The 25776-nt window shown below is 71.3% G+C and carries 24 protein-coding genes; 6 read left to right on the top strand and 18 right to left on the bottom strand.

All coding sequences use genetic code 11. From position 1 onward, the window contains the following. The first annotated feature begins 107 nt into the window (after nt 1-107). Nucleotides 108-878 (top strand): 6-phosphogluconolactonase, encoded by a 771-nt coding sequence (gene pgl, locus PSH03_RS02890; RefSeq protein WP_210785002.1) that lies wholly within the window; start codon nt 108-110, stop codon nt 876-878. A 17-nt stretch (nt 879-895) separates the two neighbouring features. Here the strand turns inward: pgl and PSH03_RS02885 are convergent, their stop codons facing one another. From PSH03_RS02885 to rapZ, 8 genes are all read right to left on the bottom strand, one after another. Beyond that, nucleotides 896-1237: an RNA polymerase-binding protein RbpA gene (locus tag PSH03_RS02885; protein ID WP_210785003.1), complete on the bottom strand. Its 342-nt coding sequence runs from the start codon at nt 1235-1237 to the stop codon at nt 896-898. A 140-nt stretch (nt 1238-1377) separates the two neighbouring features. Next, nucleotides 1378-1638 carry a preprotein translocase subunit SecG gene (secG, locus tag PSH03_RS02880; protein WP_030337344.1) on the bottom strand — a complete coding sequence of 87 codons (261 nt, stop codon included), beginning with the start codon at nt 1636-1638 and terminating at the stop codon, nt 1378-1380. A 96-nt stretch (nt 1639-1734) separates the two neighbouring features. After that, a complete protein-coding gene (gene tpiA / locus PSH03_RS02875; RefSeq protein WP_210785004.1) occupies nt 1735-2526 on the bottom strand; it encodes a triose-phosphate isomerase in 792 nt (263 codons plus the stop codon). Continuing rightward, the gene (locus PSH03_RS02870; protein WP_238688164.1) at nt 2527-3726 is read right to left on the bottom strand and encodes a phosphoglycerate kinase; all 1200 of its coding nucleotides are present in this window, start codon (nt 3724-3726) and stop codon (nt 2527-2529) included. After that, nucleotides 3723-4727, bottom strand: coding sequence for a type I glyceraldehyde-3-phosphate dehydrogenase (gene gap / locus PSH03_RS02865; protein WP_124853956.1), 1005 nt, complete (start codon nt 4725-4727; stop codon nt 3723-3725). Before gap ends, PSH03_RS02870 begins: the two co-directional genes overlap by 4 nt. A gap of 267 nt (nt 4728-4994) precedes the next feature. After that, a complete protein-coding gene (whiA, locus tag PSH03_RS02860) occupies nt 4995-5975 on the bottom strand; it encodes a DNA-binding protein WhiA (protein ID WP_210785006.1) in 981 nt (326 codons plus the stop codon). Between the two features lie 54 nt (nt 5976-6029). After that, nucleotides 6030-7130: a gluconeogenesis factor YvcK family protein gene (locus PSH03_RS02855; RefSeq protein ID WP_238688163.1), complete on the bottom strand. Its 1101-nt coding sequence runs from the start codon at nt 7128-7130 to the stop codon at nt 6030-6032. Continuing rightward, nucleotides 7127-7999: an RNase adapter RapZ gene (gene rapZ, locus PSH03_RS02850; protein WP_210785016.1), complete on the bottom strand. Its 873-nt coding sequence runs from the start codon at nt 7997-7999 to the stop codon at nt 7127-7129. Before rapZ ends, PSH03_RS02855 begins: the two co-directional genes overlap by 4 nt. Before the next feature lie 282 nt (nt 8000-8281). Between rapZ and PSH03_RS02845 the strand changes: the two genes are divergently transcribed. Then, on the top strand, nt 8282-8626 hold the full coding sequence (locus PSH03_RS02845; RefSeq protein ID WP_210785007.1) for a hypothetical protein: 345 nt from the start codon (nt 8282-8284) through the stop codon (nt 8624-8626). Between the two features lie 76 nt (nt 8627-8702). Next, nucleotides 8703-10547 (top strand): DNA helicase RecQ, encoded by a 1845-nt coding sequence (recQ, locus tag PSH03_RS02840; RefSeq protein WP_238688162.1) that lies wholly within the window; start codon nt 8703-8705, stop codon nt 10545-10547. A gap of 58 nt (nt 10548-10605) precedes the next feature. On the opposite strand, the gene PSH03_RS02835 is transcribed toward recQ, so the two are convergent. The 5 genes from PSH03_RS02835 to rsgA all read right to left on the bottom strand — a co-directional run bounded on the left by PSH03_RS02835 (nt 10606) and on the right by rsgA (nt 19199). Then, nucleotides 10606-11265, bottom strand: a complete 660-nt coding sequence (locus PSH03_RS02835; RefSeq protein WP_238688161.1) for a C39 family peptidase — start codon at nt 11263-11265, stop codon at nt 10606-10608. Between the two features lie 864 nt (nt 11266-12129). Then, entirely contained in the window at nt 12130-14118 is a 1989-nt protein-coding gene (gene uvrC / locus PSH03_RS02830; protein WP_238688160.1) for an excinuclease ABC subunit UvrC, read from the bottom strand. A gap of 184 nt (nt 14119-14302) precedes the next feature. Continuing rightward, on the bottom strand, nt 14303-14794 hold the full coding sequence (locus tag PSH03_RS02825; protein ID WP_238688159.1) for a Rieske (2Fe-2S) protein: 492 nt from the start codon (nt 14792-14794) through the stop codon (nt 14303-14305). 161 nt (nt 14795-14955) lie between these two features. Beyond that, complete coding sequence (gene uvrA, locus PSH03_RS02820) at nt 14956-17898, bottom strand: excinuclease ABC subunit UvrA (RefSeq protein ID WP_238688158.1); 2943 nt, start codon at nt 17896-17898, stop codon at nt 14956-14958. A 230-nt stretch (nt 17899-18128) separates the two neighbouring features. Beyond that, nucleotides 18129-19199, bottom strand: a complete 1071-nt coding sequence (gene rsgA / locus PSH03_RS02815) for a ribosome small subunit-dependent GTPase A (protein ID WP_238688157.1) — start codon at nt 19197-19199, stop codon at nt 18129-18131. A 178-nt stretch (nt 19200-19377) separates the two neighbouring features. On the opposite strand from rsgA, the gene PSH03_RS02810 reads away from it, so the two are divergent. Both PSH03_RS02810 and PSH03_RS02805 read left to right on the top strand, forming a co-directional pair. After that, nucleotides 19378-20094, top strand: a complete 717-nt coding sequence (locus tag PSH03_RS02810) for a maleylpyruvate isomerase family mycothiol-dependent enzyme (protein ID WP_210787634.1) — start codon at nt 19378-19380, stop codon at nt 20092-20094. Nucleotides 20095-20101: 7 nt separating this feature from the next. After that, a complete protein-coding gene (locus PSH03_RS02805; protein ID WP_210787635.1) occupies nt 20102-20755 on the top strand; it encodes an MBL fold metallo-hydrolase in 654 nt (217 codons plus the stop codon). A 228-nt stretch (nt 20756-20983) separates the two neighbouring features. On the opposite strand, the gene PSH03_RS02800 is transcribed toward PSH03_RS02805, so the two are convergent. Together PSH03_RS02800 and PSH03_RS02795 are read right to left on the bottom strand one after the other, a co-directional pair. Further along, a complete protein-coding gene (locus tag PSH03_RS02800; RefSeq protein ID WP_238688156.1) occupies nt 20984-21592 on the bottom strand; it encodes a DedA family protein in 609 nt (202 codons plus the stop codon). 100 nt (nt 21593-21692) lie between these two features. After that, on the bottom strand, nt 21693-22376 hold the full coding sequence (locus PSH03_RS02795; protein WP_307850698.1) for a class I SAM-dependent methyltransferase: 684 nt from the start codon (nt 22374-22376) through the stop codon (nt 21693-21695). Between the two features lie 193 nt (nt 22377-22569). Between PSH03_RS02795 and PSH03_RS02790 the strand changes: the two genes are divergently transcribed. After that, entirely contained in the window at nt 22570-22773 is a 204-nt protein-coding gene (locus PSH03_RS02790) for a cold-shock protein (protein WP_007462771.1), read from the top strand. 48 nt (nt 22774-22821) lie between these two features. Here the strand turns inward: PSH03_RS02790 and PSH03_RS02785 are convergent, their stop codons facing one another. The 3 genes from PSH03_RS02785 to PSH03_RS02775 form a co-directional block, all read right to left on the bottom strand. Beyond that, complete coding sequence (locus PSH03_RS02785; RefSeq protein ID WP_238688155.1) at nt 22822-24102, bottom strand: MFS transporter; 1281 nt, start codon at nt 24100-24102, stop codon at nt 22822-22824. Continuing rightward, nucleotides 24099-24674: an ArsR/SmtB family transcription factor gene (locus tag PSH03_RS02780; RefSeq protein WP_238688154.1), complete on the bottom strand. Its 576-nt coding sequence runs from the start codon at nt 24672-24674 to the stop codon at nt 24099-24101. The genes PSH03_RS02785 and PSH03_RS02780 overlap by 4 nt, the downstream gene beginning before the upstream one ends. A 107-nt stretch (nt 24675-24781) precedes the next feature. Beyond that, on the bottom strand, nt 24782-25657 hold the full coding sequence (locus PSH03_RS02775) for a hypothetical protein (protein WP_238688153.1): 876 nt from the start codon (nt 25655-25657) through the stop codon (nt 24782-24784). Nucleotides 25658-25776 lie beyond the last annotated feature (119 nt).

The raw sequence follows: 25776 nt of genomic DNA, 5'->3' as shown, positions 1-25776 counted from the left end.
CACCGGCCCTGCCCCGCAATCTCCGGGGCTTTCGCCCCAACCACCTCGGGCACACCGCCCCGGGCACGACAGCGACCGCCTCGCGGTCGGGAAACGAAGGCGCAACCATGAGTGAGGCGAGTGTCGCCGTCCACGCCGACGCCGACCTGCTGGCGCAGGCTGTGGCGGCCCGGTTGCTGGTGAAGCTGCTCGACGCCCAGGCCGACCGGGGCGAAGCCTCGGTGGTGCTCACCGGAGGTCGGGTCGCCGCGGCCGTGTACCGGGCGGTGGCGACGCTGCCGGCCCGCGACGCGGTGGACTGGTCCCGGGTCGACGTGTGGTGGGGCGACGAACGGTTCCTGCCCGCCGGTGATCCGGACCGCAACGAGACGCAGGCCCGCGCCGCCCTGCTGGACGTGGTGCCACTGGATCCGGCCCGGGTGCACGCCATGCCGGCCTCGGACGGCCCGGCCGGCAACGACCCCGAGGCGGCGGCTGCCGCGTACGCGGAGGAGCTGGCCCGCGCCGCCCGGCCCGGGCACGCCACCCTGCCGCACTTCGACGTGCTGATGCTGGGCGTCGGCGAGGACGGCCACGTGGCCTCGGTCTTCCCCGAGCACCCGGTGGGCTACGAGACCCGGCCGGTGAGCGCGGTGCGGGGCAGCCCCAAGCCGCCGCCGACGCGGACCACCCTCACCCTGCCGGCGATCAACACCGCCGAGGAGGTCTGGCTGGTGGCCGCCGGCGCCGACAAGGCTCGCGCGGTGGGTATGGCGTTGGCCGGCGCCGGCCCGGTGCAGTTGCCGGCGGCCGGCGTGCACGGCGTGCACCGCACCCGCTGGCTGCTGGACCGGGCGGCCGCAGCCGACGTACCCGTCCGACTGCGCAGCCTGCGCTGAGCGCGGGGAGGAGCCCGCTACTCGCCGCGTCGACGGCGTAGTGCGGCGAGCGCCTCGGCGAGCAGGGCCTCCCCCTCCTCGGCGGTGCGCCGCTCCTTCACGTACGCCAGGTGGCTCTTGTACGGCTCGGCGCGGACCCGACCCGGCGGGTTCTGGGCGTCCCGACCGGCGGGTAGGCCACAGCGGGGGCAGTCCCACAGGGGTGGCGGTTCGACGTCCGCGGCGATCCGGATGTCGACCCGGTGGTCGTTACGGCACCAGTAGCTGACGTCCTGTCGGGGGGCGGGTTGGTGCCGCCCGTCCGGGCGCATCGGTGCGGACCCGACCCGGGCTCCCCGGATAACGTTGCCATTCGGCACGGCTGCTCGCTCCTGTCGTCGGAGGGGACCCGCCGTCTTCGGGGGTGGAGCGGCGGGCGACGCGGTGCAGCGGAGAAAAGCCTGCGCGCGGCCCGTCGAGTGACGAACCGCGCGCAGATTGTACGACTTACTGAGCCTGCTCAGGCACCGCTGTTCATTTGGAGGCGCAGCCAGAGCCCGAGGCCGACGATGGCGGCGAACCAGACGACGCTCACCAGGACGGTGTAGCGGTCCAGGTTCTTCTCCGCGACCGAGGAGCCGGCGAGGCTGGAGCTGACGCCACCGCCGAACATGCTCGACAGACCGCCGCCCTTGCCGCGGTGCAGCAGGATCAGCAGGGTGAGCAGAATGCTCGTGATGACCAGCAACACGATCAACGTGTATGCGAACCAGATCGGCATGGCTGGGGTCAGTTCCTCTCGTAGCGATCCTCGCCCGGTCTGATCGGGCACGGCGGCACCGACCGGCGGACGGGCGGTGTCAAGGATACCGAGCGATCAGCGGGCGAGGTGCTCCGGGAACCGGCAGATCTGAGCGAATTCCTCGGCGTCCAGGCTGGCGCCCCCCACCAGGCCCCCGTCCACGTCCGATTGCGCCATGATCGAGGCGATGTTGGACGCCTTGACCGAACCGCCGTAGAGGACCCGAACCTGGTCGGCGGTCTCCTGGTCGAAGCGTTCCGCCAGTCGCTGACGCACCGCCCCGCAGACCTCCTGGGCGTCGTCCGGGGTCGCCGTCTTGCCCGTGCCGATCGCCCAGACCGGCTCGTACGCGATCACGACCTGCCGCACCTGCTCGGGGGTGAGCCCGGCGAGGCCCCCGTCGAGCTGGTCGGAGCAGTGCGCCACGTGGGTGCCCTGCTCACGGACGTCCAGCCCCTCCCCCACGCACAGGATCGGCGTCAGGCCGTGCGTCAGCGCCGCCTTGACCTTGGCGTTGACCAGTGCGTCGTCCTCGTTGTGGTAGGCCCGCCGCTCGGAGTGCCCGACCACCACGTACGTGCAGCCGAGCTTGGCCAGCATCGGCCCGGAGATGTCCCCGGTGTACGCGCCCGACGCGTGCGGGGACAGGTCCTGTGCGCCGTAGCCGATGAGCAGCTTGTCCCCGTCCACAGCGGTCTGCACGGTGCGCAGGTCGGTGAAGGGCGGCAGCACGACCGTCTCGACGGCGGTGAGCTGCTTCTCGGTGAGGCTGGCCGCCAGCTTCTGCACCAGCAGGTTGGCCTCGAGGTGGTTGAGGTTCATCTTCCAGTTGCCGGCCATCAGTGGCCGGCGGGTGGTGCTCGACATTCAGTTCTCCAGGGCCGCGATGCCGGGGAGGGTCTTGCCCTCGAGGTATTCCAGGGAGGCGCCACCACCGGTGGAGATGTGCCCGAAGGACGACTCGTCCAGCCCCAGGGCACGGACGGCCGCTGCGGAGTCACCGCCGCCGACGACGCTGAACGCGTCGGCCTTGGTGATCGCCTCGGCGATCCCCCGGGTGCCCGCCGCGAAGGCCGGCATCTCGAACACGCCCATCGGGCCGTTCCAGAAGATCGTCTTCGCCTGGGACAGCGCGGCGCTGAAGCCCGCCACCGTCTCCGGGCCGACATCCAGGCCGAGCCGGTGACTCGGGATGCCGTCGACCCGCACCGTGTCGTGCGCCGCGTCCGGAGCGAACGCGTCCGCGACCACCACGTCGACCGGCAGCATGATCTTGCCGCCGGATCGCTCCAGCAGGTTGCGGCAGGTGTCGACCATGTCCTTCTCCAGCAGCGAGGTGCCCACCTCCAGGCCCTGGGCCTTGAGGAAGGTGAAGCACATCCCGCCACCGATGAGCAGCCGGTCGACAGTGGGCAGCAGAGCCTCGATCACGGCGAGCTTGTCGGACACCTTCGACCCACCGAGCACCACCACGTACGGGCGCTCCGGGTCACCGGTGAGCTTGGAGAGCACCTCGACCTCACGCAGCACGAGCCGGCCCGCGACGTGCGGCAACCGGGCCGGCACGTCGAAGACACTGGCGTGCTTGCGGTGCACGGCACCGAACGCGTCGTCCACGTACGCGTCGCCGAACGCGGCGAGCTGGTCGGCGAAGGCACCCCGCTCGGCCGCGTCCTTGCTGGTCTCACCGGCGTTGAAACGCAGGTTCTCCAGAAGGGCGACCTGGCCGTCGGCCAAGCCGGCGACGGTGGAACGGGCCGAATCACCGACGGTGTCGGTGGCGAAGTGCACCGGTGCGCCGAGCAGCTCACCGAGCCGCCCGGCGACCGGGCCCAGGCTGAACTGCGGGTCCGGAGCGCCCTTCGGGCGGCCCAGGTGCGAGCAGACGACCACCTTCGCGCCGGCCTCGACCAGCGCACCGAGAGTCGGCAGCACCGCGCGGATGCGCCCATCATCGGTGATGGCACCGGTCTGCTTGTCGAGCGGGACGTTCAGGTCGGCGCGCACCAGCACGCGCCGACCCGACACCCCCTCGGCGAGCAGGTCGTCGAGGGTCCGGATGCTCACAGCGACGAACCGACCAGCTTGACGAGGTCGACGAGCCGGTTGGAGTAGCCCCACTCGTTGTCGTACCAGCCGACGACCTTGACCTGGTTGCCGACGACCTTGGTCAGCGGCGCGTCGAAGATGCACGACGCCGGGTCGGTCACGATGTCGGTGGAGACGATCGGGTCCTCGTTGTAGACCAGGATGCCCTTGAGCGGGCCGTCCGCGGCGGCCTTCAGCGCGGCGTTGACCTCGTCCACGGTGGTCTCGCGACCGACGTTGACGGTGAGGTCGGTGACCGAGCCGGTCGGGATCGGCACCCGCAGGGCGTACCCGTCGAGCTTGCCCTTGAGGTCCGGCAGGACCAGGCCGATCGCCTTGGCGGCGCCGGTCGAGGTCGGCACGATGTTCAGCGCGGCGGCCCGGGCGCGACGCAGGTCCGAGTGCGGCGCGTCCTGGAGGTTCTGGTCCTGGGTGTACGCGTGGATCGTCGTCATCAGACCGTGCTGGATGCCGAACGTGTCGTGCAGGACCTTCGCCATCGGCGCGAGGCAGTTGGTGGTGCACGAGGCGTTGGAGATGATGGTGTGCTTCGCCGGGTCGTAGGTGTCGTGGTTGACACCCATGACGACGGTGACGTCCTCGTTCTTCGCCGGGGCGGAGATGATGACCTTCTTGGCCCCGCCGTCGACGTGCGCCTTGGCCTTGGTGGCGTCGGTGAAGAAGCCGGTCGACTCGATGACGACGTCCGCGCCGACCTCGCCCCACGGCAGCTTCGACGGGTCCTTCTCGGCGTACGCCTTGATGGTCTTGCCACCGACGGTGATCTCGTCGGCGGTGGCCTTGACCTCGTACGGCAGGCGACCGAGGATGCTGTCGTACTTGAGCAGGTGGGCGAGCGTGGCGTTGTCGGTCAGGTCGTTCACCGCCACGACCTCGATGTCGGCGTCAGACGCCAGCACTGCCCGGAAGAAGTTACGGCCGATTCGGCCAAAGCCGTTGATGCCAACCCGGATGGTCACAGGTCCCATCTCCTCGCGTTCTGGTCCGCCGGCTTCAGACAACGGGCCGGCGGGAATGGTGTGCGCCGACCGTTGGAGCCGGCCGTCGACGGTTCATCTCGGCCACCCCGCCGCGCGGTCTGAGGACCTGACCGCCCGAGGCGGTGGGGCACGACGAGGAGTGCCGGTGTCGGCCCCCTTGCCGTACGCAGCGACCCTATCCGAGCGTGCGAGACCACGCTGCGCCGGGTCGTGCTCCCGGGCGCACCGTGCGGCCCCACCGTCCTATCAGACCACGAGCATGTCGGGCGTGACGGCAGCTTCCGTATCCGGGATGCCAAGGTCGCGGGCCCGCTTGTCGGCCAGCGCCAGGAGCCGGCGGATCCGCCCCGCGATGGCGTCCTTGGTCAGCGGGGGGTCGGCCAGGGCCCCCAACTCCTCCAGCGACGCCTGGCGGTGCTCCAGGCGCAGCCGACCGGCGTCGGTCAGGTGGTTGGGCGCCTCGTCGGCGAGGATCTCCAGCGCACGGGTGACCCGGGCGGCCGCGGCGACCGCCGCCCGCGCCGAACGGCGCAGGTTGGCGTCGTCGAAGTTGGCGAGCCGGTTGGCGGTGGCCCGCACCTCACGGCGTACCCGGCGCTCCTCCCAGGCCAACACGCTGGAGTGCGCGCCGATCCGGGTGAGCAGCGCGGCGATCGCGTCACCGTCCTTGACGACCACCCGGTCCACCCCGCGTACCTCGCGGTTCTTCGCTGTGATGCCGATCCGGCGGGCCGCGCCGACCAGCGCCAACGCCGACTCCGGCCCCGGGCAGGTGATCTCCAGCGCGCTGGAGCGGCCCGGCTCGGTGAGCGAACCGTGGGCCATGAACGCGCCACGCCACGCGGAGACCGCGCAGCAGACGTTTGCCGCCACCACGTGCGGGGGCAGCCCACGCACCGGGCGACCCCGCACGTCGAGCAGGCCGGTCTGCCGCGCCAGGGCCTCGCCGTCCTTGACCACCCGAACGATGAAGTGGCTGCCCTTGCGCAGCCCACCGGAGGCCAGCACGTGGATCTCGCTGGGGTAGCCGTAGACCTCGGCGACCTCCCGGCGCAGCCGGCGGGCCACCGCCCCGGTGTCCAGTTCAGCCTCCACCACCACGCGGCCGGAAACGATGTGCAGCCCGCCGGCGAAGCGCAGCAGCGCGGCCATCTCCGCCCGCCGACAGCAGGGTTTGGGCACGTCGACCCGACTCAGCTCGTCCTTGACCGCGGCCGTCATCGCCATTGTGCGTCCCCTCACGGACCTGTTCCGGCGTGTCGCCGGAGATTACGTACGTGTCTAACGATCGGCGCCCAGGACAGGCACCAGCGCGGCGCCCAGGGCAGCCGGATCATGGCGGGGAGTCCCGTCGACAACGGCGACGGGGGCGAGGACCAGGCGGGCACCCAGCGATTCTGCCGCACGTTCGACCGGTTCGGGGTCACCCACCGCCTTGGCATCGGCGAGCACAAGATCGACCTTGAGTTCGGGCAGGTACCAGTGCAGCGCCGCGAGATGATCGGCGACGGACAGCCCGAGGGTCTCCTTCTCCGCGGCGAGGTTCAGCGTGACCAGCCGCCGGGCCGAGGTGGACACGATCGCGTCGGCCAACTGCGGCACCAGCAGGTGCGGAAGCACACTCGTGTACCAGCTGCCCGGCCCGAAGATCAACCAATCGGCCGCCCGGATCGCCTCGATGGCCTCGGCGCACGCCGCTGGGGCGCTCGGGGTGAGGCGCAACGACTCGACCCGCCCGGTGGTTACGGCCACCTGGTGCTGGCCACTGACCGTGCGCACCTCGTCCGGGGCGGCCGGGTCGGCACCGCGTACCCGCGCCTCGATGCCGACCGGTTGGCGGGACATCGGCAACACCCGGCCCACCGCGCCGAGCATCGCGCCGGCGTGCTCAAGCGCTGCCACCGGGTCGCCGAGCAGCTCCATGAGGCCACAGAGCACCAGGTTGCCCACGGCGTGCCCGGTCAGACCGTCGGTCCCGGCCGACGCCCCGTCGGTGCCGCGCGGGGTCGTGTCCGTGCCGCGCGGAGCCGCGCCGTCCCGGTCCGGGTCGCCGCCCGGGTCGCCGCCCGCCGACGGGCCCGGGCCCGTCGCGCCGGGCCCGGGTACGCCCACCGGTACGGCGGTGAAGCGGTGCTGGAACAACCCGGCGCTGCGCCGGGTGGCCGGGTGGTCCCCCGCCAACGCCACCAGCGCCTGGCGCAGATCTCCCGGCGGCAGGCCACCCCGCTCGGCCCGCAGCCGACCACTGGAACCACCGTCGTCACCCACCGTGACCACCGCGGTGATGTCGAGGTCGAGTTCGGGAGCGCAGTGGCGCAGCGCACGCAACGAGGCGGACAGGCCGTGCCCGCCGCCGAACGCCACCACCCGCAGGGCCGTCATTCCCGCCCCAGGTCGCGGTGCTGGGCGTTCGCCGCCAACCCGGAGTGACGCAGTCGGCTGGCCAACTCCTCGGCGATGGCGACGCTGCGGTGCTTGCCGCCGGTGCAGCCCACGGCGACGGTGAGGTACCGCTTGCCCTCCCGCTCGAAGCCGGTCGTGGTGGCGTTGACCAGGTCGGCGTACGAGGCGACGAAGGCGTCCGCGCCCTCCTGGCCCAGCACGTACGCGCTGACCGCCTCCTCCCGCCCGGTGTGCTCACGCAGCTCCGGCACCCAGTACGGGTTGGGCAGGAAACGGGCGTCCAACACGAAATCGGCGTCCGGTGGCAGGCCGTACTTGAAGCCGAACGACAACACGGTGAGCCGCAGCCGGCGGGCGTCCTCGCCGCCGAACAACTCCTCGATGCGGCGCCGGAGCTGGTTGACGTTCAGGTGGCTGGTGTCGATGATCACGTCGGCCTGGTCACGGGCCTCCTCCAGCAGGCCGCGCTCCACGGCGATGCCGTCGGCAAGCCGCCCGTCACCCTGCAACGGATGCGAGCGCCGAACGCTCTCGAACCGCCGGATCAGCACCTCGTCGTCGGCGTCGACGAAGACCACCCGGGGCGAGAAGCCGCGCTCCTTGAGCTCCCGGATCGCCCCGGCCAGGTCGGTGGAGAAGGCCCGCGACCGCACGTCCAGCACCATTGCGGTACGCCGGGCCGCGCCGCCCGCCTTGAAGGCCAGCTCGGCCATGTCCAGCATCAGGGCCTGCGGCAGGTTGTCCACGACGTAGTAGCCGACGTTCTCCAACGCCCGGGCCACAGTGCTGCGCCCACCCCCGGAGAGGCCGGTGACCACCACCAGTGTGGTCTCCGACTCAGCCGCCATCTGCTCGTCATCGGCATCCGGGCCGTCGATCCGGTCACCGGCTGTGCGCGCCTCGCTCACCCGTACCCCCAAGCCGTGGCGCCGCGGCCGCCGTCGGCCGCGATTGGTCAATCAGCGACTCTATCCCGCCGCCGGGTCTCCGCCAGGCACCCGTGGCCGGGCGGCGGCCGCGGGCCATTTCGAGGGTCGCCCTCCCGACAGCGCACACGCTTGATGACGATCAGTAGTTGTCAATACGCTCAACGTGATCGTCGCAGGTCAGACCGACATCTGGAGGGTGCGATGCACGACCTGGCGGACAAGAACAAGTACGTCGGCTTCCTGTTCATGCGAATCAGCCCCGAGTACTTCGCCCTCGGCCGCGAGGGCATCCACGAGATCTCCGCCGAGCACGCCCGCGACCTGGGCCGCTTCGCCAAGCAGCTCACCCACGTCGTCTGCACCGGGGTGAACGGCAAGTACGACCAGGTCACCATGGTCGAGGCCGACACCCTCGAGGAGATCAACGCGGCGGCCACCGCCTTCCGCATGGGCAACAAGGCCCGCTACATCGAGATCGTCGACATCGTGGTCGGGATGAAGGCGCCGCCGCGCGGCCTGGCCAACCGGCCCAGCCAGCCCGGCTGACCGCCTCGCCCGTCCGGCCCACCCGACCCGGGTGCGCCGGGCGGGCGCTGTCGGCGTCGGCTCGTAGACTCCCCGGATGGCTTCTCCCACCGACCTGCGCACCGCATCCGACGCCCTGGACGTGCTGGGCCGGGTCTTCGGCTACGACGCGTTCCGTGGTTTCCAGCAGGACGTGATCAACCATGTGGTCGCCGGCGGCGACGCGCTGGTGTTGATGCCCACCGGTGGCGGTAAGTCCCTGTGCTACCAGATCCCGGCCCTGGTCCGTGACGGCGTCGCCGTCGTCGTGTCCCCACTGATCGCGCTCATGCAGGACCAGGTCGACGCCCTCACCGCGGTCGGCGTCCGCGCCGGGTTCCTCAACTCGACCCAGACCCTGGACGCCCGGCGGCGGGTGGAGGCCGCCTTCGTCGCCGGCGAGCTGGACCTGCTCTACCTGGCCCCGGAGGCGCTCGGCGTCCGATCCACCCTCGCCCTGCTCGACCGCGGCCGCATCTCCCTGTTCGCGATCGACGAGGCGCACTGTGTTTCCCAGTGGGGGCACGACTTCCGCCCCGACTACCTCGCGCTCTCGATGCTGCACGAACGCTGGCCGCAGGTGCCCCGCATCGCCCTGACCGCCACCGCGACCAGCGCCACCCGCACCGAGATCGCGACCCGGCTCAACCTCGACGACGCCCGGCACTTCGTGGCCAGCTTCGACCGGCCCAACATCCAGTACCGGATCGTGCCCAAGCGGGAACCCCGCAAGCAGTTGCTGACCCTGCTGCGCGACGAGCACCCCGGCGACGCCGGCATCGTCTACTGCCTGTCCCGGGCCTCGGTCGACAAGACGGCGGAGTTCCTCACCGCCAACGGGGTCGCCGCGCTGCCCTACCACGCGGGGCTGGACGCGGGCACCCGCGCTCGCAACCAGCAGCGTTTCCTGCGCGAAGACGGCCTGGTCATGGTGGCCACCATCGCCTTCGGCATGGGCATCGACAAGCCCGACGTGCGGTTCGTCGCCCACCTCGACCTGCCCAAGTCCGTCGAGGGTTACTACCAGGAGACCGGCCGCGCCGGCCGTGACGGCCTGCCGTCCACCGCCTGGCTGGCGTACGGGCTTCAGGACGTGGTCCAGCAACGCAAGATGATCGAGACGTCCGACGGCGACCTCGCCCACCGCCGCAACCTGGCCGCGCACCTGGACGCGATGCTCGCCCTCTGCGAGACGGTGCGCTGCCGGCGGGTCCAACTGCTCGAATACTTCGGCGAGACGACGACGGCCGCCTGCGGCAACTGCGACACCTGCCTCACCCCACCGGAGTCCTGGGACGGCACCGTCGCCGCCCAGAAATTGCTCTCCGCCGTCTTCCGCCTCGACCGCGAACGCAACCAACGCTTCGGCGCCGGGCACTGCATCGACATCCTGCTCGGCAAGCAAACCGACAAGATCAGCCAGTACGGTCACGACTCGCTGACCGTCTTCGGCATCGGCTCCGAGCACAGCGAGGCCGAGTGGCGGGGCGTCGTCCGGCAACTGCTCGCCGAAGGGCTCCTCGCCGTGGAGGGCGACTACGGCACGCTGGCGCTGACCGAGGCGAGCGCCGACGTCCTCGCCCGCCGCCGTACGGTCACCATGCGCCGCGAGCCGGAGAAGCCGGCATCGAGCCGCTCGTCGAAGCCGCGCGGCGCGTCCACCGTGGTGGCCGAGCTGACCCCGGCCGCCGCGTCGCTGTTCGAGCGGCTGCGAGCCTGGCGCGCGACCAGCGCCAAGGAGCAGGGCGTCCCGGCGTACGTCATCTTCCACGACGCCACGCTGCGACAGATCGCCAGCGACGCGCCCAGCACGCTGGCCGACCTGTCCCGGGTCAGCGGAGTCGGCGAGAACAAACTCGCCAAGTACGGCGAGCAGATCCTGACCGTCCTCGCCACAGACTGAGGTCATGCCGAAGGGCCGGGCCCCGTGGTGGGGTCCGGCCCTCCGGTGTTGTGCTGGGTCAGCTGGTGGCGTAGCCGCGGGTGGCGATCCAGTCGGCGAGGTGCTCGACGGTGACCTCGTAGGAGGCGGTGTTCGCATCGGCGGAGTCGGCGATCTTCACCACGTTCCCGCCGTCGCGGTAACCCACGACGCTGATGTAGTGCCCGCCCTCGAAGGAGTGCACGCCGCCGTCGGTGTCGACGCTGGTGCCGGCGATGTTGGCGACCACGGCCCGGCCGTCGTCAACGGTCTTGACGATGTCGGCGCGCAGCCGGTCGGTCTGCTTGGCGTCGGCATCCGGGGTGCTGATTTCCACGGACCGGTAGGCGTCGTTCTTACCGGTCTCCTTGTTCAGCACCGGGGTGATGTCGTTGATGGAGTTGGTGCCGGCCTCGGTGGTGCCCATCTCCTTGGCCATGGCGTCCACGCTGATCTCCTTGCCCTGCACGGACAGGGCGTTACGCGTGGCGGCCGGGCCGCAGTAGTAGAAGTTCGGCTGGGCCTCGTAGCGCACACCGAGCTGACGCTCACCGGCGGGCTTACGGTCGCTCTGCGTCTGGGTGGCCGGCTTGGCATCCGACGCGGCGTACGCGGCGGTCACCGGTCCGGCGATGGCGCCGCCGGTGAACGCGAGGCCAGCAGCGGTCAGGGCGGTCTTACGGATCAGATCGGTACGCATGATGGCGTGCTCCTCTGGCGTCGGGGGTGCCCGCACGGCACTCAACGGGGAATCAGTGCGTGCGGGGGAAGTGCGAAGGGGTTCTGCCCGGTGACCCGCGACGAGGGGGTCGGCGTCGGGACAGGGTGCAACGGGTGCCGGTGGCGAATCATTCCGCCTACCCGGGGTCGGCCGTTGTGCTGCTCGGCCGTGCGGGGGATGTAACCAGGGCTGCCGGGCGGGTGTTCCCCGCGGCTGCCTGGCCGTTGTGGTGCTCGGCGGTTCGGGGATGTAACCGGGGCTGCCCGGCCGGTGTTCCCGGCGGCTGCCGTGCCCGGCCGTTGTGCTGCTCGGGCGTCCGGGGGATGTAACCGGGGCGGCCTGGCGGGTGTTCCCGGCGGGGGTCGGCCCGCCATGACCTGGACTGTTGCGGTGGTCTGCCAGGTATAACGACCCGGCCCGGCCGCCGATTCCGCCGCCGGGGTGGCCCGGACCACCCGACACCCAAGGGCAAACCCGACAAACCACCCACCCAGCGGCCGGGGCGAACCCGACACGGAGGCCATGACGGCGTGATCCACTCGGGTTCCTGAAAGTCGCGGTGTCCCGGCGGCGGGGATGCACCGACTTCATAAAAGCCGAGTGGATCATGCCGGTCTGCGCCGTTCGTCCGCCCCGGACCCGGTCGGAGGCGGGGGCAGAGCCCGGCGCGGACCGCCGCTAGATGTGCTCGATCCAGGAAACAGTCCCCTCCCTGCGCCACGAGGCCACTACATCCAGGATCGAGCACGATCATGGGGGCGCGACCGCCGACGAAGGGGCGGGCGAAAACAGTCAGCGTGGGCGGGTCGGCTGCGCCTCCGGCCGGGCGAGCGACGACAGTGCTCAGGTGCTGGGCTTCACCTCGGCGCCGTCGCCGGCCTTCGTGTCCTTGTCCAGGGCGACCAGGATCGCCTCGGCGGTACGCCGCCCCACCCCAGGCACCTCGGTGATCTCTTCAGCCGTCGCGGCCGAGAGTCGCTTGAGCGAGCCGAAGTGCCGCAGCAGCGCCTTGCGACGCACCTCGCCCAGGCCGGGCACGTGGTCAAGTGCCGACTCGGTCATCCGCTTGGAGCGGCGCTGCCGATGGAAGGTGATGGCGAACCGGTGCGCCTCGTCACGCACCCGTTGCAGCAGGTAGAGCCCCTCGGAGGTGCGCGGGAGGATGACCGGGAACTCGTCGTCCGGGAGCCACACCTCCTCCAGCCGCTTGGCCAGTCCGCACAGGGCCACGTCGTCGATGCCCAGGTCGGCGAGTGCCTGCGCGGCGGCCGCGACCTGTGGGGCGCCGCCGTCGACGACCACCAGCTGCGGCGGGTACGCGAATTTTCGGGGCCGGCCGGTGGTCGGATCGATCAGGACGCCGACCTGGGACTCGAGCGCGTCCTGGGGGGCGGCCGAGTCGTCGGCCGACTCCACGCCCACCTCGCCCGTCTCGGCCCTTGCGTCCAGGTAGCGGGCGAAGCGCCGACGCAGCACCTCGGACATCGCGGAGAGGTCGTCGGTGGCGCCGCGGACGATGAACCGCCGGTACTCGCTCTTGCGCGGCAACCCGTCCTCGAAGACCACCATGCTGGCGACCACGTCGGTGCCCTGGATCTGGGAGATGTCGAAACACTCGATGCGCAGCGGCGACGTGCTCATGCCCAGCGCCTCGCTGATCTCGTCCAGTGCCTTGCCCCGGGTGGTCAGGTCACCGGAGCGCTTGAGCTTGTGCCGGGCCAGCGCGTCCTTGGCGTTGCGTTCCACCGTCTCCATCAGTGAGCGTTTGTCGCCGCGCTGCGGCACTCGCAGCGACACCCGACTGCCCCGATGGTCGGAGAGCCACTCGGCCAGCGCGTCGGCGTCCGCGGGCAACTCGGGGACCAGCAGTTCCCGAGGCACGTCGGCCTCGCCGTGCTCGCCGCCGTACACCTGGGTGCAGAAGTGGTGCACCAGGTCCCCGGTGGTCAGATCCTCGGTCTTCTCCACCACCCAACCGCGCTGGCCGCGGACCCGGCCGTCGCGGACGTGGAAGACCTGCACAGCCGCCTCGAGCGGGTCGTCGGCGAACGCGACGACGTCCGCGTCGGTGCCGTCGCCGAGCACCACTGTCTGCTTCTCCATGGCCCGGCGCAGGGCGGCCACGTCGTCGCGCAGCCGGGCGGCCCGCTCGAACTCCAGCTGCTCGCTCGCCTCGGTCATCTCGCGTTCGATCTTGCGGACCATGGTGTCGGTGCGCCCGGCCATGAAGTCGCAGAACCCGTCGACGATGGCCCGGTGTTCCTCGGCGGAGACGGTGCCGACGCACGGCGCCGAGCACTTGCCGATGTAGCCCAGCAGGCAGGGACGACCGACCTGGCCGGCCCGCTTGAACACCCCGGCGGAGCACGTCCGCGCGGGGAAGACCCGCAGCAGCAGGTCGAGGGTCTCCCGGATGGCCCAGGCATGCGAGTAGGGACCGAAGTAACGCACACCCTTGCGCTTGGCGCCGCGCATCACCTGCAGCCGGGGGTACTCCTCGTCGAGGGTGACGGCGAGATAGGGGTACGACTTGTCGTCGCGGTAGCGGACGTTGAACCGCGGGTCGTACTGCTTGATCCAGGTGAACTCCTGCTGGAGCGCCTCGACCTCGGTGCCAACGGTGATCCAGTCCACCGACTCGGCGGTGGTGACCATCTGCCGGGTGCGCTCGTGCAGGTTCCAGACGTCGCCGAAGTAGGAGTTGAGCCGGCTGCGCAGATTTCGCGCCTTGCCGACGTAGATCACCCGGCCGGTGCCGTCGCGAAAGCGGTAGACCCCCGGTAGCTCCGGGATGGTGCCGGGTGCGGGGCGGTAGGTCGAGGGGTCAGCCACGCCGACAAGCCTAGTCCGCAGCACCGACAGCCCACCGCAGGCGTGATCCACTCGGCGTCCCGAAAGCCGGGGTGTCGACACCCCGCTGACACCCCGGCTTCCCGAAACGCGGGTCGACCCTGCGACGCCGGGCCGACCGACCGGTCAGCGTGCGGCCGGGCCGGCCCGCCGGCCCCGCGTCGGATCAGGCCAGCGAGATCTGATCGCCGGTGACCTTGATGTTCTTGGGCGGCAGCGGCTTGGTGGCCGGGCCGGCCTTCACCGAGCCGTCCTCGATCGAGAACTTGCTGCCGTGGCAGGTGCAGTTGATGGTGCCGCCGTCGACGTTCGTCACCGGGCAGTTCTGGTGCGTACAGATCGGGCTGAAGCCCTTGAACTGGCCCGCCGCGGGCTGGGTGATGACCACACCTTCGGCGGCGAGGACCTTGCCGCCTCCGACCGGGATGTCGGCGGTGGTGGCCAACGACTGCGCGTTCTGCCGGTCGCCGCCGCCGGCGTCACCGGTGCTGGGTACGGCGGGGCCACCACTGGTGGGTGCGTCACTGCCGCTGCCGTTGCCGCCGTCGTCGCTGCCGCAGGCAGCCAGCACGACGGCCGCGCCGACCGCCCCGACGCCGGTGAGCAGGGTACGACGTGTCTGCGTACCCGAACCGGTCAGCGCCTGATCGTCACTCATGCCTCGCCTCTCTCTAGCCCGCTGCCGGTCGAAAGCCGGCCACACTTCTCCACACGGGCAACTGTGCCGGATGGTTCATCGCGTACTCGTCCGACCCGGCAAATGGGGCGGGGCGGGTCGTCAACCGACCCGCCCCGCCCCCGCGAACACGCACAGATTGGTCAACGCGCGGCCGGCACCTTACGGCTGGCCCGCGCCTTGGTCACGCCGTTGGCCTTGGCGGCCCGGGTGGTGGCGGCAGCCGCACCCTTGGCCTTGCCGTCGAGCTTGAGCACCTGGCGCAGGAACTCGCCGGTGTGGCTGTCGGCCACCTCGGCGACCTCCTCGGGGGTGCCGGTGGCGAGCACTGTGCCGCCACGGTGGCCACCCTCGGGACCCATGTCGATCAGCCAGTCCGCGGTCTTGATCACGTCGAGGTTGTGCTCGATCGTGATCACCGTGTTGCCCTTGTCGACAAGCCCTTCCAGCACCATCAGGAGCTTGCGGATGTCCTCGAAGTGCAGACCGGTGGTCGGCTCGTCGAGCACGTAGACCGTCCGCCCGGTGGAGCGCTTCTGCAGCTCGGAGGCGAGCTTGACCCGCTGCGCCTCACCGCCGGAGAGGGTCGGCGCGGGCTGGCCGAGGCGGACGTAGCCCAGGCCGACGTCGACAAGGGTCTTCAGGTGCCGGTGGATGGCCGGGATGGCGGAGAAGAACTCGGCGGCCTCCTCGATCGGCATCTCCAGCACGTCCGAGACGGTCTTGCCCTTGTAGTGCACCTCCAGGGTTTCCCGGTTGTACCGGGCGCCCTTGCAGACCTCGCAGGGGACGTACACGTCAGGGAGGAAGTTCATCTCGATCTTGATGGTGCCGTCACCCGAGCACGCCTCGCAGCGCCCGCCCTTGACGTTGAAGGAGAACCGGCCCGGACCGTACCCGCGCACCTTCGCCTCGGTGGTCTCGGCGAAGAGCTTGCGGACGTGATCCCAGACGCCGGTGTAGGTGGCCGGGTTGGAGCGCGGCGTGCGGCCGATCGGCGACTGGTCCACGCCGACGACCTTGTCCACGTGCTCCAGCCCGGAGACCCGGGTGTGCCGGCCGGGCACCAGCCGGGCGCCGTTGATCTGGTTGGCCAGCACCGCGTACAGGATGTCGTTGACCAGCGTCGACTTGCCCGAGCCGCTGACCCCGGTGACCGCGATCAGCTGGCCCAGCGGGAACGAGACGGTCAGGTTGCGCAGGTTGTGCTCCCGCGCGCCGTGCACCACCAGCTCGCGGGCCGGGTCCTGCGGGCGGCGGCCCGTCGGCGTCGGGATCGACCGCCGACCGGACAGGTACGCCCCGGTGATCGACTCCTTGTTCTTCAGCAACGCCGGCACCGAGCCGCTGTGCACGATCTTGCCGCCGTGCTCACCCGCGCCGGGCCCGATGTCGACGATCCAGTCGGCGGTGCGGATGGTGTCCTCGTCGTGCTCCACCACGATCAGCGTGTTGCCGAGCCCGCGCAGCCGGATCAGGGTCTCGATGAGCCGGTGGTTGTCGCGCTGGTGCAACCCGATCGACGGCTCGTCGAGCACATAGAGCACGCCCACCAGGCCGGAGCCGATCTGGGTGGCCAGCCGGATGCGCTGTGCCTCACCGCCGGAGAGCGTGCCGGCCGGGCGGTCCAGGGAGAGGTAGTCCAGGCCGACGTCGAGCAGGAACCGCAGCCGGGCGTTGATCTCCTTGAGGACCCGCTCGGCGATCATTTTCTGCCGGTCGGTCAGCTCGATGCCGGCGAGCAGGTCGGCGCACTCCCCCACTGACAGGTTGCAGACCTCGGCGATGCTCTTGCCGGCCAGCGTGACCGCGAGCACCTCGGGCTTGAGCCGGGCACCGCCGCATGCCGCACACGGCACGTCGCGCATGTAGCCCTCGTACTTGTCGCGGGACCACTCGGACTCGGTGTCGGAGTGCCGGCGCTCGATCCACTGCACCACGCCCTCGAAGCCGGTGTAGTAGGAGCGCTCACGGCCGTACTTGTTGCGGTAGCGCACGTGCACCTGGTCGTCGGAGCCGTGCAGGATCGTCTTCTGCGCCCGCGCCGGCAACGCCCGCCACGGCGTGTCGATGTCGAAGTGCTGGGCCTCGCCGAGCGCCTCCAGCAGGCGCAGGAAGTATTCCAGGTTGTGCCCGGTGGACCAGGGCTGGATGGCGCCCTCACGCAGGCTGCGCTCCGGGTCGGGGACCAGCAGCTCCGGGTCGACCTCCTTCTTGGTGCCCAGGCCGGTGCACTCCGGGCAGGCGCCGTAGGGCGCGTTGAAGGAGAAGACCCGAGGCTCGAGATCCTCGATGGCGAGCGGGTGGTCGTTGGGGCAGGCCAGGTGCTCGGAGTAGCGGCGCTCGCGGTCCGGGTCGTCCTCGGGAAGGTCGACGAAGTCGAGCAGGACCAGGCCGCTGGACAGCCCCAGGGCGGCCTCGACCGAGTCGGTGAGGCGCTGCTTGGCGCTCGGCTTGACGGTGAGCCGGTCGATCACCACCTCGATGGTGTGCTTCTCCTGCTTCTTGAGCTTCGGCGGCTCGGTCAGCGGGTGAACCACGCCGTCGACCCGGGCCCGGGCATAGCCCTTGGCCTGCAGCTCGGCGAAGAGGTCGACATATTCGCCCTTGCGGCCACGGATCACCGGGGCGAGCACCATGAACTTGGTGCCCTCGGCCATGGCGAGGACCCGGTCGACGATCTGTTGCGGGCTCTGCCGGGAGATGCGCTCACCACAGACCGGGCAGTGCGGCTCACCGATGCGGGCGTAGAGCAGACGCAGGTAGTCGTAGACCTCGGTGATGGTGCCGACCGTCGAGCGCGGGTTACGCGAGGTGGATTTCTGGTCGATCGAGACGGCCGGGCTCAGGCCCTCGATGAAGTCGACGTCTGGCTTGTCCATCTGGCCGAGGAACTGCCGGGCGTACGACGAGAGCGACTCGACGTAGCGGCGCTGCCCCTCGGCGAAGATCGTGTCGAAGGCCAGGCTCGACTTGCCCGACCCGGACAGCCCGGTGAACACGATGAGTGCGTCCCGGGGCAGGTCGAGACTGACGTCACGCAGGTTGTGCTCGCGCGCGCCACGGATGATCAGTCGGTCGGCCACGGTGCGTGTACTCCCGGGAGAAGACGAAGCGAAGGATCTGTCCCGCTCTGGGTGGTCTTGAGCGGTCGTACGGGCGCGGAAAACACGCCTCGGCAACTCTAGCCCCGAGGTGTGACAGTTTCCCTCGCCCGCCCATTCCCCCAGCTCAACCCGGTCGGCCGCGCCGCCCGCAAGCCCGGTCGGCCGCGCCGCCCGCAGGCCCGGGCGCCCGCGCGTCGGCGGGCGCCCGGTCAGTAGCCGCCGGGCGTCGGCGGACGCGCGGCCCGACGCCGGGCCGAACGCCAGCCGCCGCGTCGCTCCGCCGCCACCCGGGCCTCCCGCCGCCGGCTCTCGTGGGCCACCTCACCCTGCAGCCGCCGCCAACTCTCCCACCGACGGGTGGAGAGCTCGCCGGTGTGCAGCGCCTCCCGGACCGCGCAGGCCGGCTCGCCGTCGTGGCCGCAGTCGGCGTACCGGCAACCCTCGGCCAGCCCGGCGATGTCGGCGAACGCCCGGTCGAGCCCGGTCGCGCCGTCCAGCAGGCCGACCGCCCGGACACCGGGCGTGTCGATCACCGCACCGCCACCGGGGATGGGTACGAGGGCCCGCCAGGTGGTGGTGTGCCGACCCTTGCCGTCGACGCGCCGGATCGCCTGGGTGGGCATCATCACCGCCCCGACGAGGGCGTTGACCAGGCTCGACTTGCCCGCACCGGACGGGCCGAGCAGGCCGAGCGTGCGGCCGGGCGTCACCTCGGCACGCAACGGTTCCAGCCCGAGGCCACGTTCGGCGCTGACCGGGAGCACCGGCACCCCGGGGGCGACGGCGGCCAGCTGGCGGGCCAGCGCGGCCGGGTCGGCCGCGAGGTCCGCCTTGGTCAGTACGACAAGTGGCCGGGCGCCGGACTCGTGGGCCAGGGAGAGCAGCCGCTCGATGCGGCCCACGTCCGGCTCGGGGTGCACCGGCTCCACCACGGCGGCGGCGTCGAGGTTGGCGGCCAGCACCTGACCGCTGGCGTCCTTGCCGGCGGTACGCCGGATCAGCGCGCCTCGCCGCGGCAGCACCACCTCCACTGTGACGCGGCGGTCCGGCCAGTGGGTGAGCAGCACCCAGTCCCCGGCGCAGGGCAGCGCGGACGGGTCCCGTGCGGCGACGGTCAGCACCGCCCCACCCAGGCTGGCCCGGACCGGGCCGACTGCGGTGAGCACCGTGCAGACCCCCCGGTCCACCCGGGCCACCCGACCCGGCTGGTGCTCGCCGCGGCGCGCGGCGTACGCCGTCCGCTCGGCGTCCCAGCCGAGGGCGGTCAGATCGATCGTCATGGCATCCTCATCGGTGTCGAAGCTGGTGATGGCGGAACACGCGTGCCACGTCCGGCATGATCACCACCTCCGTCCGATGTCCCGGTGCCGCGTCTGCCGCTGACGGTAGGTCGCGCGCCGACGCGCCGAAAGCGATTTCCGCGGCGACGGCGCGACGGCGGACCGCTAGGGTCGACGGGTGACAACGGATCCGCTGTTGCTGATGGGCGAGGTGGACGCGGCCACCAGGCGACTACTGCGTACCGCCGCTTCTTTCGACACCGCGGACCTGGCCGCCGCGTCGCTGCTGCCGGGCTGGACGCGCGGCCACGTGCTGGCGCATGTGGCGCGCAACGCCGACGGTTTCGTCAACCTGCTCACCGCGGCCCGCACCGGGGCGGCGCTGCCGATGTACGCCTCGCTGGACGCCCGCACCGCGGACATCGAAGCCGGTTCGGGCCGGCCGCCGGCCGCGCACCTGGACGACCTGCGACGCACCGCGGACCTGTTCTCCGAGGCGGTCGCGGCCATGCCGGCCGACGCCTGGGCGGCGACGGTGCAGGCGCGTAAGGGCCCGTGGCCGGCGGCGCTGCTGGTCTGGGGTCGACTGCGGGAGATCGAGGTGCACCACCTCGATCTGGCCGCCGACTACCGGGCCGCGGACTGGTCGGAGACGTTCGCCCACCGTCTGCTGCGGGAGGCGGCCGGTCATCACGCCATGGGGCCGACACCGCCGTCGATGGTGCTGCGCCTCGACGGCAGCGAGCATGAGGTGGTGATCGGGGAGCGCGTGGACGCCCCGGTCGTCGCCGGCCCCGCCCCCGACCTCGCCGCCTGGCTGATCGGCCGCGCCGACGGCGCCCAGCTCTCCGTCACCCCTGACGGTCCCCTGCCTACTCCACCGGAATGGATATAGAAACGTCATGACATACAGCGGAGACGTCACGCACGGCGGCGCACCGGCGGTTCGGGAGCTGGACGGGCTGACCATCAGCAAGCTGTCGGTGGGTCCGATGGACAACAACGCCTACCTGCTGCGCTGCACGGGCACCGGTGACCAGGTGCTGATCGACGCCGCCAACGAGGCGCCCCGGCTGCTCGAACTGATCGGTGACGGTGGGCTCACCGCCGTGGTGACGACCCACCAGCACATGGATCACTGGGTGGCGCTGGAGGAGGTCGTCGCCAAGACCGGCGCCCGGGCGTTGGTGCACGCCGATGACGCGTCGGGTTTGCCGATCGAGGCGGAGCGGCTGGCCGACGGCGACACCGTGGCGGTCGGCGACTGCGCGCTGGAGGTCATCCACATCAAGGGGCACACCCCGGGTTCGATCGCGCTGCTCTACCGCGACCCGGCCGGCACCCCGCACCTCTTCACCGGCGACAGTCTCTTCCCCGGCGGGGTGGGTAACACCGACAAGGACCCGGAGCGCTTCGCGGCGCTGATCGGTGACGTCGAGAACAAGCTGTTCGACCAGCTCCCGGACGACACCTGGTTCTACCCGGGTCACGGCAAGGACAGCACCCTGGGCGCCGAGCGCCCCGCCCTCCCCCAGTGGAAAGCCAGAGGCTGGTAACCCCCACCCCACCACCAACAAAGATCACCAACCGTCGGTACAGAACCACCAAGATCAATACCCACCGACGGCGGCGGCACCCTCGCACAAACCGGAACCACGACGGGGGCGGGGGCCCGCCGTGCCCGGCGCAGGGATCAAGCCTGACCGCCCGGAGCCGGGCACGGCGGGCCCCCGCCCCCACCCACCGCAACCCGGCCCCAGCGACCCCCCGGGAACGAAGAAAGCTCAGCCGACGACGGAGAACAACCGCCGCCGCGCCCCCAGCAACGCGACGGAAGCCAGCACCAGCCCCACCCCCATCGTGACCAGCAGCGGGCTGGGGTCGCCCGGCAACAGCCCGGCCACCGACCGCGACGCGGTGCCCAGGGCCAGGTAGAGACCGGCCCAGGCGGCCGCGCCGATCGTCGCGCAGCCGAGAAATCGGCGGTACGACATCCGCAGCCCGCCGGCGGCCAGTGGCAGCAGCGCGTTGAAGACCGGCAGGAACGGCGCGACCATCATCATCCGGCCGCCGCCGCGACGCAGGATGCCTTCGGCCGCTGTCCAACGGGCCTCGCCGATCCAGCCGCCGACGCGGCTGTCGCGCAGCCGGTCGGAGTAGCGACGGCCGATCAGGAAGCTCAGCGACCAGCCGGCCAGGCAGCCGATCAGCACCGCGGTGAAGGTGGCCAGCCCGGTGCTCGGGCGGCCGACGCCGACGGCGGCGAGGATCGCGACGTCGCCGGGGACCAGGACACCCAGCAGGGGTACGGCGTCGAAGAGCATGACGAGCCCGAGCGCACCCATCAGCAGCAGAATCGGTAGTTCTCCGATCTGGGCCAGCCATTGCGTCATGCGTCCACGCTATGGCCGTGGCACCACTTCGGACATCGGGTCGTAGCCCCCAGTGACCCCTGGTATCCGCCTCGGGGTCGCCCCTGAGTCGGGGTCCGCCTCAGGCGGGACGCAGCACCTGCACGTGACGTAGCGACGAGTCGACCGACGGTTCGGTGGTGGGCACCGGGTAGTCGGCCAGCACGGTCAGACGGTCCGTCGGTAGGTGTCCGCGGCCAGGGTCGCCGACCAGCACGTCGGCACCTGCGGCGGCGGCCCGCTGCAGGAAGGGCAGCATCCGGTCGGCCATCGCCCGATCGTAGAAGACGTCTCCGGCGACGACCAGGTCGACCTTCGCTTCGGTGCTGTCGAGCAGGTCGTCCCCGGTGGCCTCGACGGCGACGTGGTTGGCTCGCGCGTTGAGGGTGACGGCGGCGACGGCGTACGGGTCGATGTCGTTGGCGGTCACCTCCGCGGCGCCGGCGAGCGCGGCGGCGATGGCTACCAGTCCGGACCCGGCGGCGAGGTCGAGGACCCGGCGGCCGGCGGCCAGCTCCGGGTGGTCGAGGAGGTGGCGGGCCAGGGCCTGTCCTCCGGCCCAGGCGGACGCCCAGTACGGTGCCGGCAGCGCGTGTCCGGCGGCTGCCTCCATCCGGGCCCACCAGACGATCGCGTCCTCGGCCAGGTGCAGCCGCACCTCGGGGACGAACGGGGTGGGCATCAACCGGAGCCGGTCCAGACCGGCGCCGGGCGCGTGAATCTCGCGTTCCAGCTCGGTCAGCGCGTCGGCGGCGGCATCTCTCATCGGCGCAAGCATGCCCCAGCGGCGGTTGGTCGGGGCGGGTTTCACATGCCGCCGCGCAGAGTTCACCCGAGTTCAGTCAAATACCTACGGCACTTCGGCCAGCGGATCGGGGTTTTGCCCGTTACTGTCGAACAGGTACGGGCGATCATCGGCCAGAGGCCGAGGGTCAGCCGCTTTGAACAGGGAGAGATGCATGGCAACCGGCACGGTTAAGTGGTTCAACTCGGAAAAGGGCTTCGGCTTCATCGAGCAGGACGGTGGAGGGCCGGACGTGTTCGTCCACTACTCCGCCATCGCCTCGAGCGGCTACCGGGAGCTCAACGAGGGCCAGAAGGTCGAGTTCGAGGTGACCCAGGGGCAGAAGGGTCCGCAGGCGGACAACGTCCGCCCGATGTAGCTCCGTGCCGGTGACGGCGGCCGGTCTCCGGCCGCCGTCGCAGCGCACTCAAGACGCCGCCGGGGCGGCGGGCAGGTCCCGCCGCCTCCGGAGTGGCCCGACCAACAGAATCATCGGGGTGAACGCCAGCCAGGCGGTCATCCCGACAATTGCCGTCTCGACGCCGTAACGTGCGCCGATGGCACCGGCCAGCACGGCCGCCAGCGGGATCGTGCCGTAGTTGAGCAGATGCATGCTCACCGTCACCCGGCCCAGCAGGTGGTGCGGCGTGTAGGTCTGCCGGAAAGCACCCTTGACCACGTTGCCGATGGCCACCCCGAGACCGATCAGCAGGCCGCCGAGGGCTGGCCAGGCCAGCCCGACGCCGGGCGCGGCGAGCGGGATGAGCAGCGCGGGCGGGCCGGTGAGCGCCGCCGCGATCAGCAGCGCCCGCGCGGTGCCGTAGCGCCGGGCCACAGTGGTGGCGAGCAGCGCGCCGATGATCCCGCCGGCGCTCATCACCCCGACGAGCCCACCCACCAGGCCCGGCTCGAGACGCAGTTCGCGGACCAGGAAGACCACCAGGACGGCCTGGTAGCCGGTCAGCCCGATGTTGCTGGCCGCGCCGAAGAGCGTGAGCACCCGCAGGTACGGGTCCCTGATGACGAAGCGCAGCCCCTCGGTGATGTCCCGGCGCAGCGACCGGGACCGCTCCGAGGGGCGTACACGTGGTTCGCGGGTGCGGATGCGCAGGAGGAACACCGCGGACAGCAGGAACGTGAGCGCGTCCAGCAGCAGCGCGGCGACGGCGCCGATGAGCTGGGCGATCAGACCGGCGAGGCCGGGTCCGACGACGTAGCTGACGGTCTGGGTCGCCTGGAGCTTGGCGTTGCCCTCCGGCAGTTGTCCGGGTCGCAGCAGCACCGGCAGGTAGACCTGGTCGGCGGTTTCGAAGAAGACCCGCGCGGCGCCCGCGCTGAGGGCGACCACGAGCAGTTGCGCGACGGTGAGCCGGTCCAACAGGGCGGCCAGCGGCACGCTGAGGAAGGCGACCGCGCAGAGCAGGTCGCAGATCACCATCACCGGTCGGCGGGGCAGCCGGTCGACCCACGCGCCGGCCGGCAGGCCGATCAGCAACCAGGGCAGCCAGGCCGCGGCGGTGAGCACCGCCACCTGGAAGGTGCCGGCGTCGAGGACGGCGACCGCGACCAGGGGCAGCGCGACAGTGGTGACGTTGCTGCCGACGCTGCTGACCGCCTGACCGGCCCAGAGCAGCCGGAAGTCGCGGTGCCGCAGCAGCCCTGCGGTCGGCCGGACGTCGCTGGGGTCGCTGCGGGTGGCGGTGGTCACGGTCGGGCCGGTACGCCGTGGACGAACACGAAGACCGGTCTGCGGTCGGCGTCGTCGTCGGGTGGCTCCCGGTCGGCCCAGCGCGCGAGGACGTCGATCACCTCGTGGCTCAGCTCGGCCAGTTCCTCGGGTGTGAGGCGTAGCCAGCGGTCGGTGGAGAACGGCGCGTCGTTCCAGGTGGCCTGGGTGCTGTCGTCGGCGGCGTGCCAGGCCCGGGCCAGGGCGACGTGCCGGTCCAGGTTGAGCGAGGTGGCGGCGTCGGCGACCGCTCGGGCGGCCGGGTCGGCGTCGAAGTCGGCGTTGGACCACCGCAGCCCCCGGGCGACCAGGCGCCACCACCGCTCGCGCCGGTCCCGGGCCAGCTCGGGCGCCTCGGTGACCAGGTCGGCGGCGGCGAGGACCTTGAGGTGGTGGCTGACGTTCGCGGGGGCCTGGTCGGTGCGCTCGGCGAGCAGCCCGACGGTGGAGGGCCCGTGGACCTTGAACACGTCCATCAGCCGGCGGCGCAGCGGGTGGGACATGGCGGCCAGCACCCGGGAGTCGATGATCTGGCGTACGTCGGAGCTGTCCATGTCGACAGGGTGGCATCCGCAACAACTCTTGCGCAATAGTTATTGCTCAACAGTCGTTGCGGAGTTCGCCAAGAGGGGCGGCCCGGCGGCCTCGGGCCGCCCCTCGCTCAGGCGACCAGCCGGCGGGCCAGCTCGTCGGCGACCTGCTTGGCCATGGTGGGCGGAATGGCTGCGGCGATCTTCTCCGGCGTCAGCGACGCCAGGACGCCCTGGACGATCGCCGGCTCGTCGGTGAAGTCCCGGTTGGACAGCGCGATCAGCGCCGCCTGCAACGCACTCACCTGGGCGGCGAGCGACGTCAACGTCGGGTGCGCCGAGACGAAGTTCGGGACCGTGGCATCCTCACCCATCGCCATCCGGGTGTAGATCTGCCCGATCGGGTTGCGACCGTCCAGGACTGTGAGGTTCTTGTGGACGGTGGCCAGCCAGTTGTGTTCTTCGGGGGTCATGTCGTCGTCCTCCAGGAGTCCGATGGAGCTGAGGTAGCGGCGGAACAGGGGCCGCTGGTCGCGGCCCGCCTTGATGGCGTCGCGGAAGAAGCTGAAGTGGGTGTGCCAGCGGTGGGAGCTGTCCCCGCTGGTGCGCTTGCCGAGGCGATCCCACCGCCTCACAGTGGTGCCGTCGGGGCTGTAGATGATCTCCCGGATGTCCCGGGTGTCGGCCGCGTTCGCGGCGCACTGCGCGACGCACCAGACCGAGAAGCTGGGCAGCGTGTTCGTACGACCACCGGAGCGGACATCGAACTGGCCGACGTCCAACGCCGCCGCGTCGAGGGTCAGCCCGGCCCGGTCGCGGGGCGACTCGACCACCGAGTAGTCGCCGGTGACGACCCGGTCCGATCCGCAGTGGTAGCCGCCCCGGTGGGCCGAGTCGCCGACGATGCCGACCTCGCCCGGGTCCAGGTCGTCTGGCCCAGGGGCGTTGTCGAGGTGAGTGAGGAGCAGGCTTCGGACGGCCAGAAGATTAGCCGGGGCCCGGGTCATGGGGTCCCCCTTTCCGAGAGGCGGGGACCGGGCACGACGTCACACCGCGTACGCGGTGCTGGGCTTCGGGCGAGCCCGGCCTACTGGTGCACGGCGCCGGGCGTTGACTCAACCATAGC

Origin of the sequence: Micromonospora salmantinae, assembly GCF_022230905.1 — a bacterium.
Lineage (GTDB): Bacteria > Actinomycetota > Actinomycetes > Mycobacteriales > Micromonosporaceae > Micromonospora > Micromonospora salmantinae.
The sequence above is the reverse complement of the archived record's forward strand: the minus strand, read 5'-3'. Positions and strand labels throughout refer to the sequence as shown.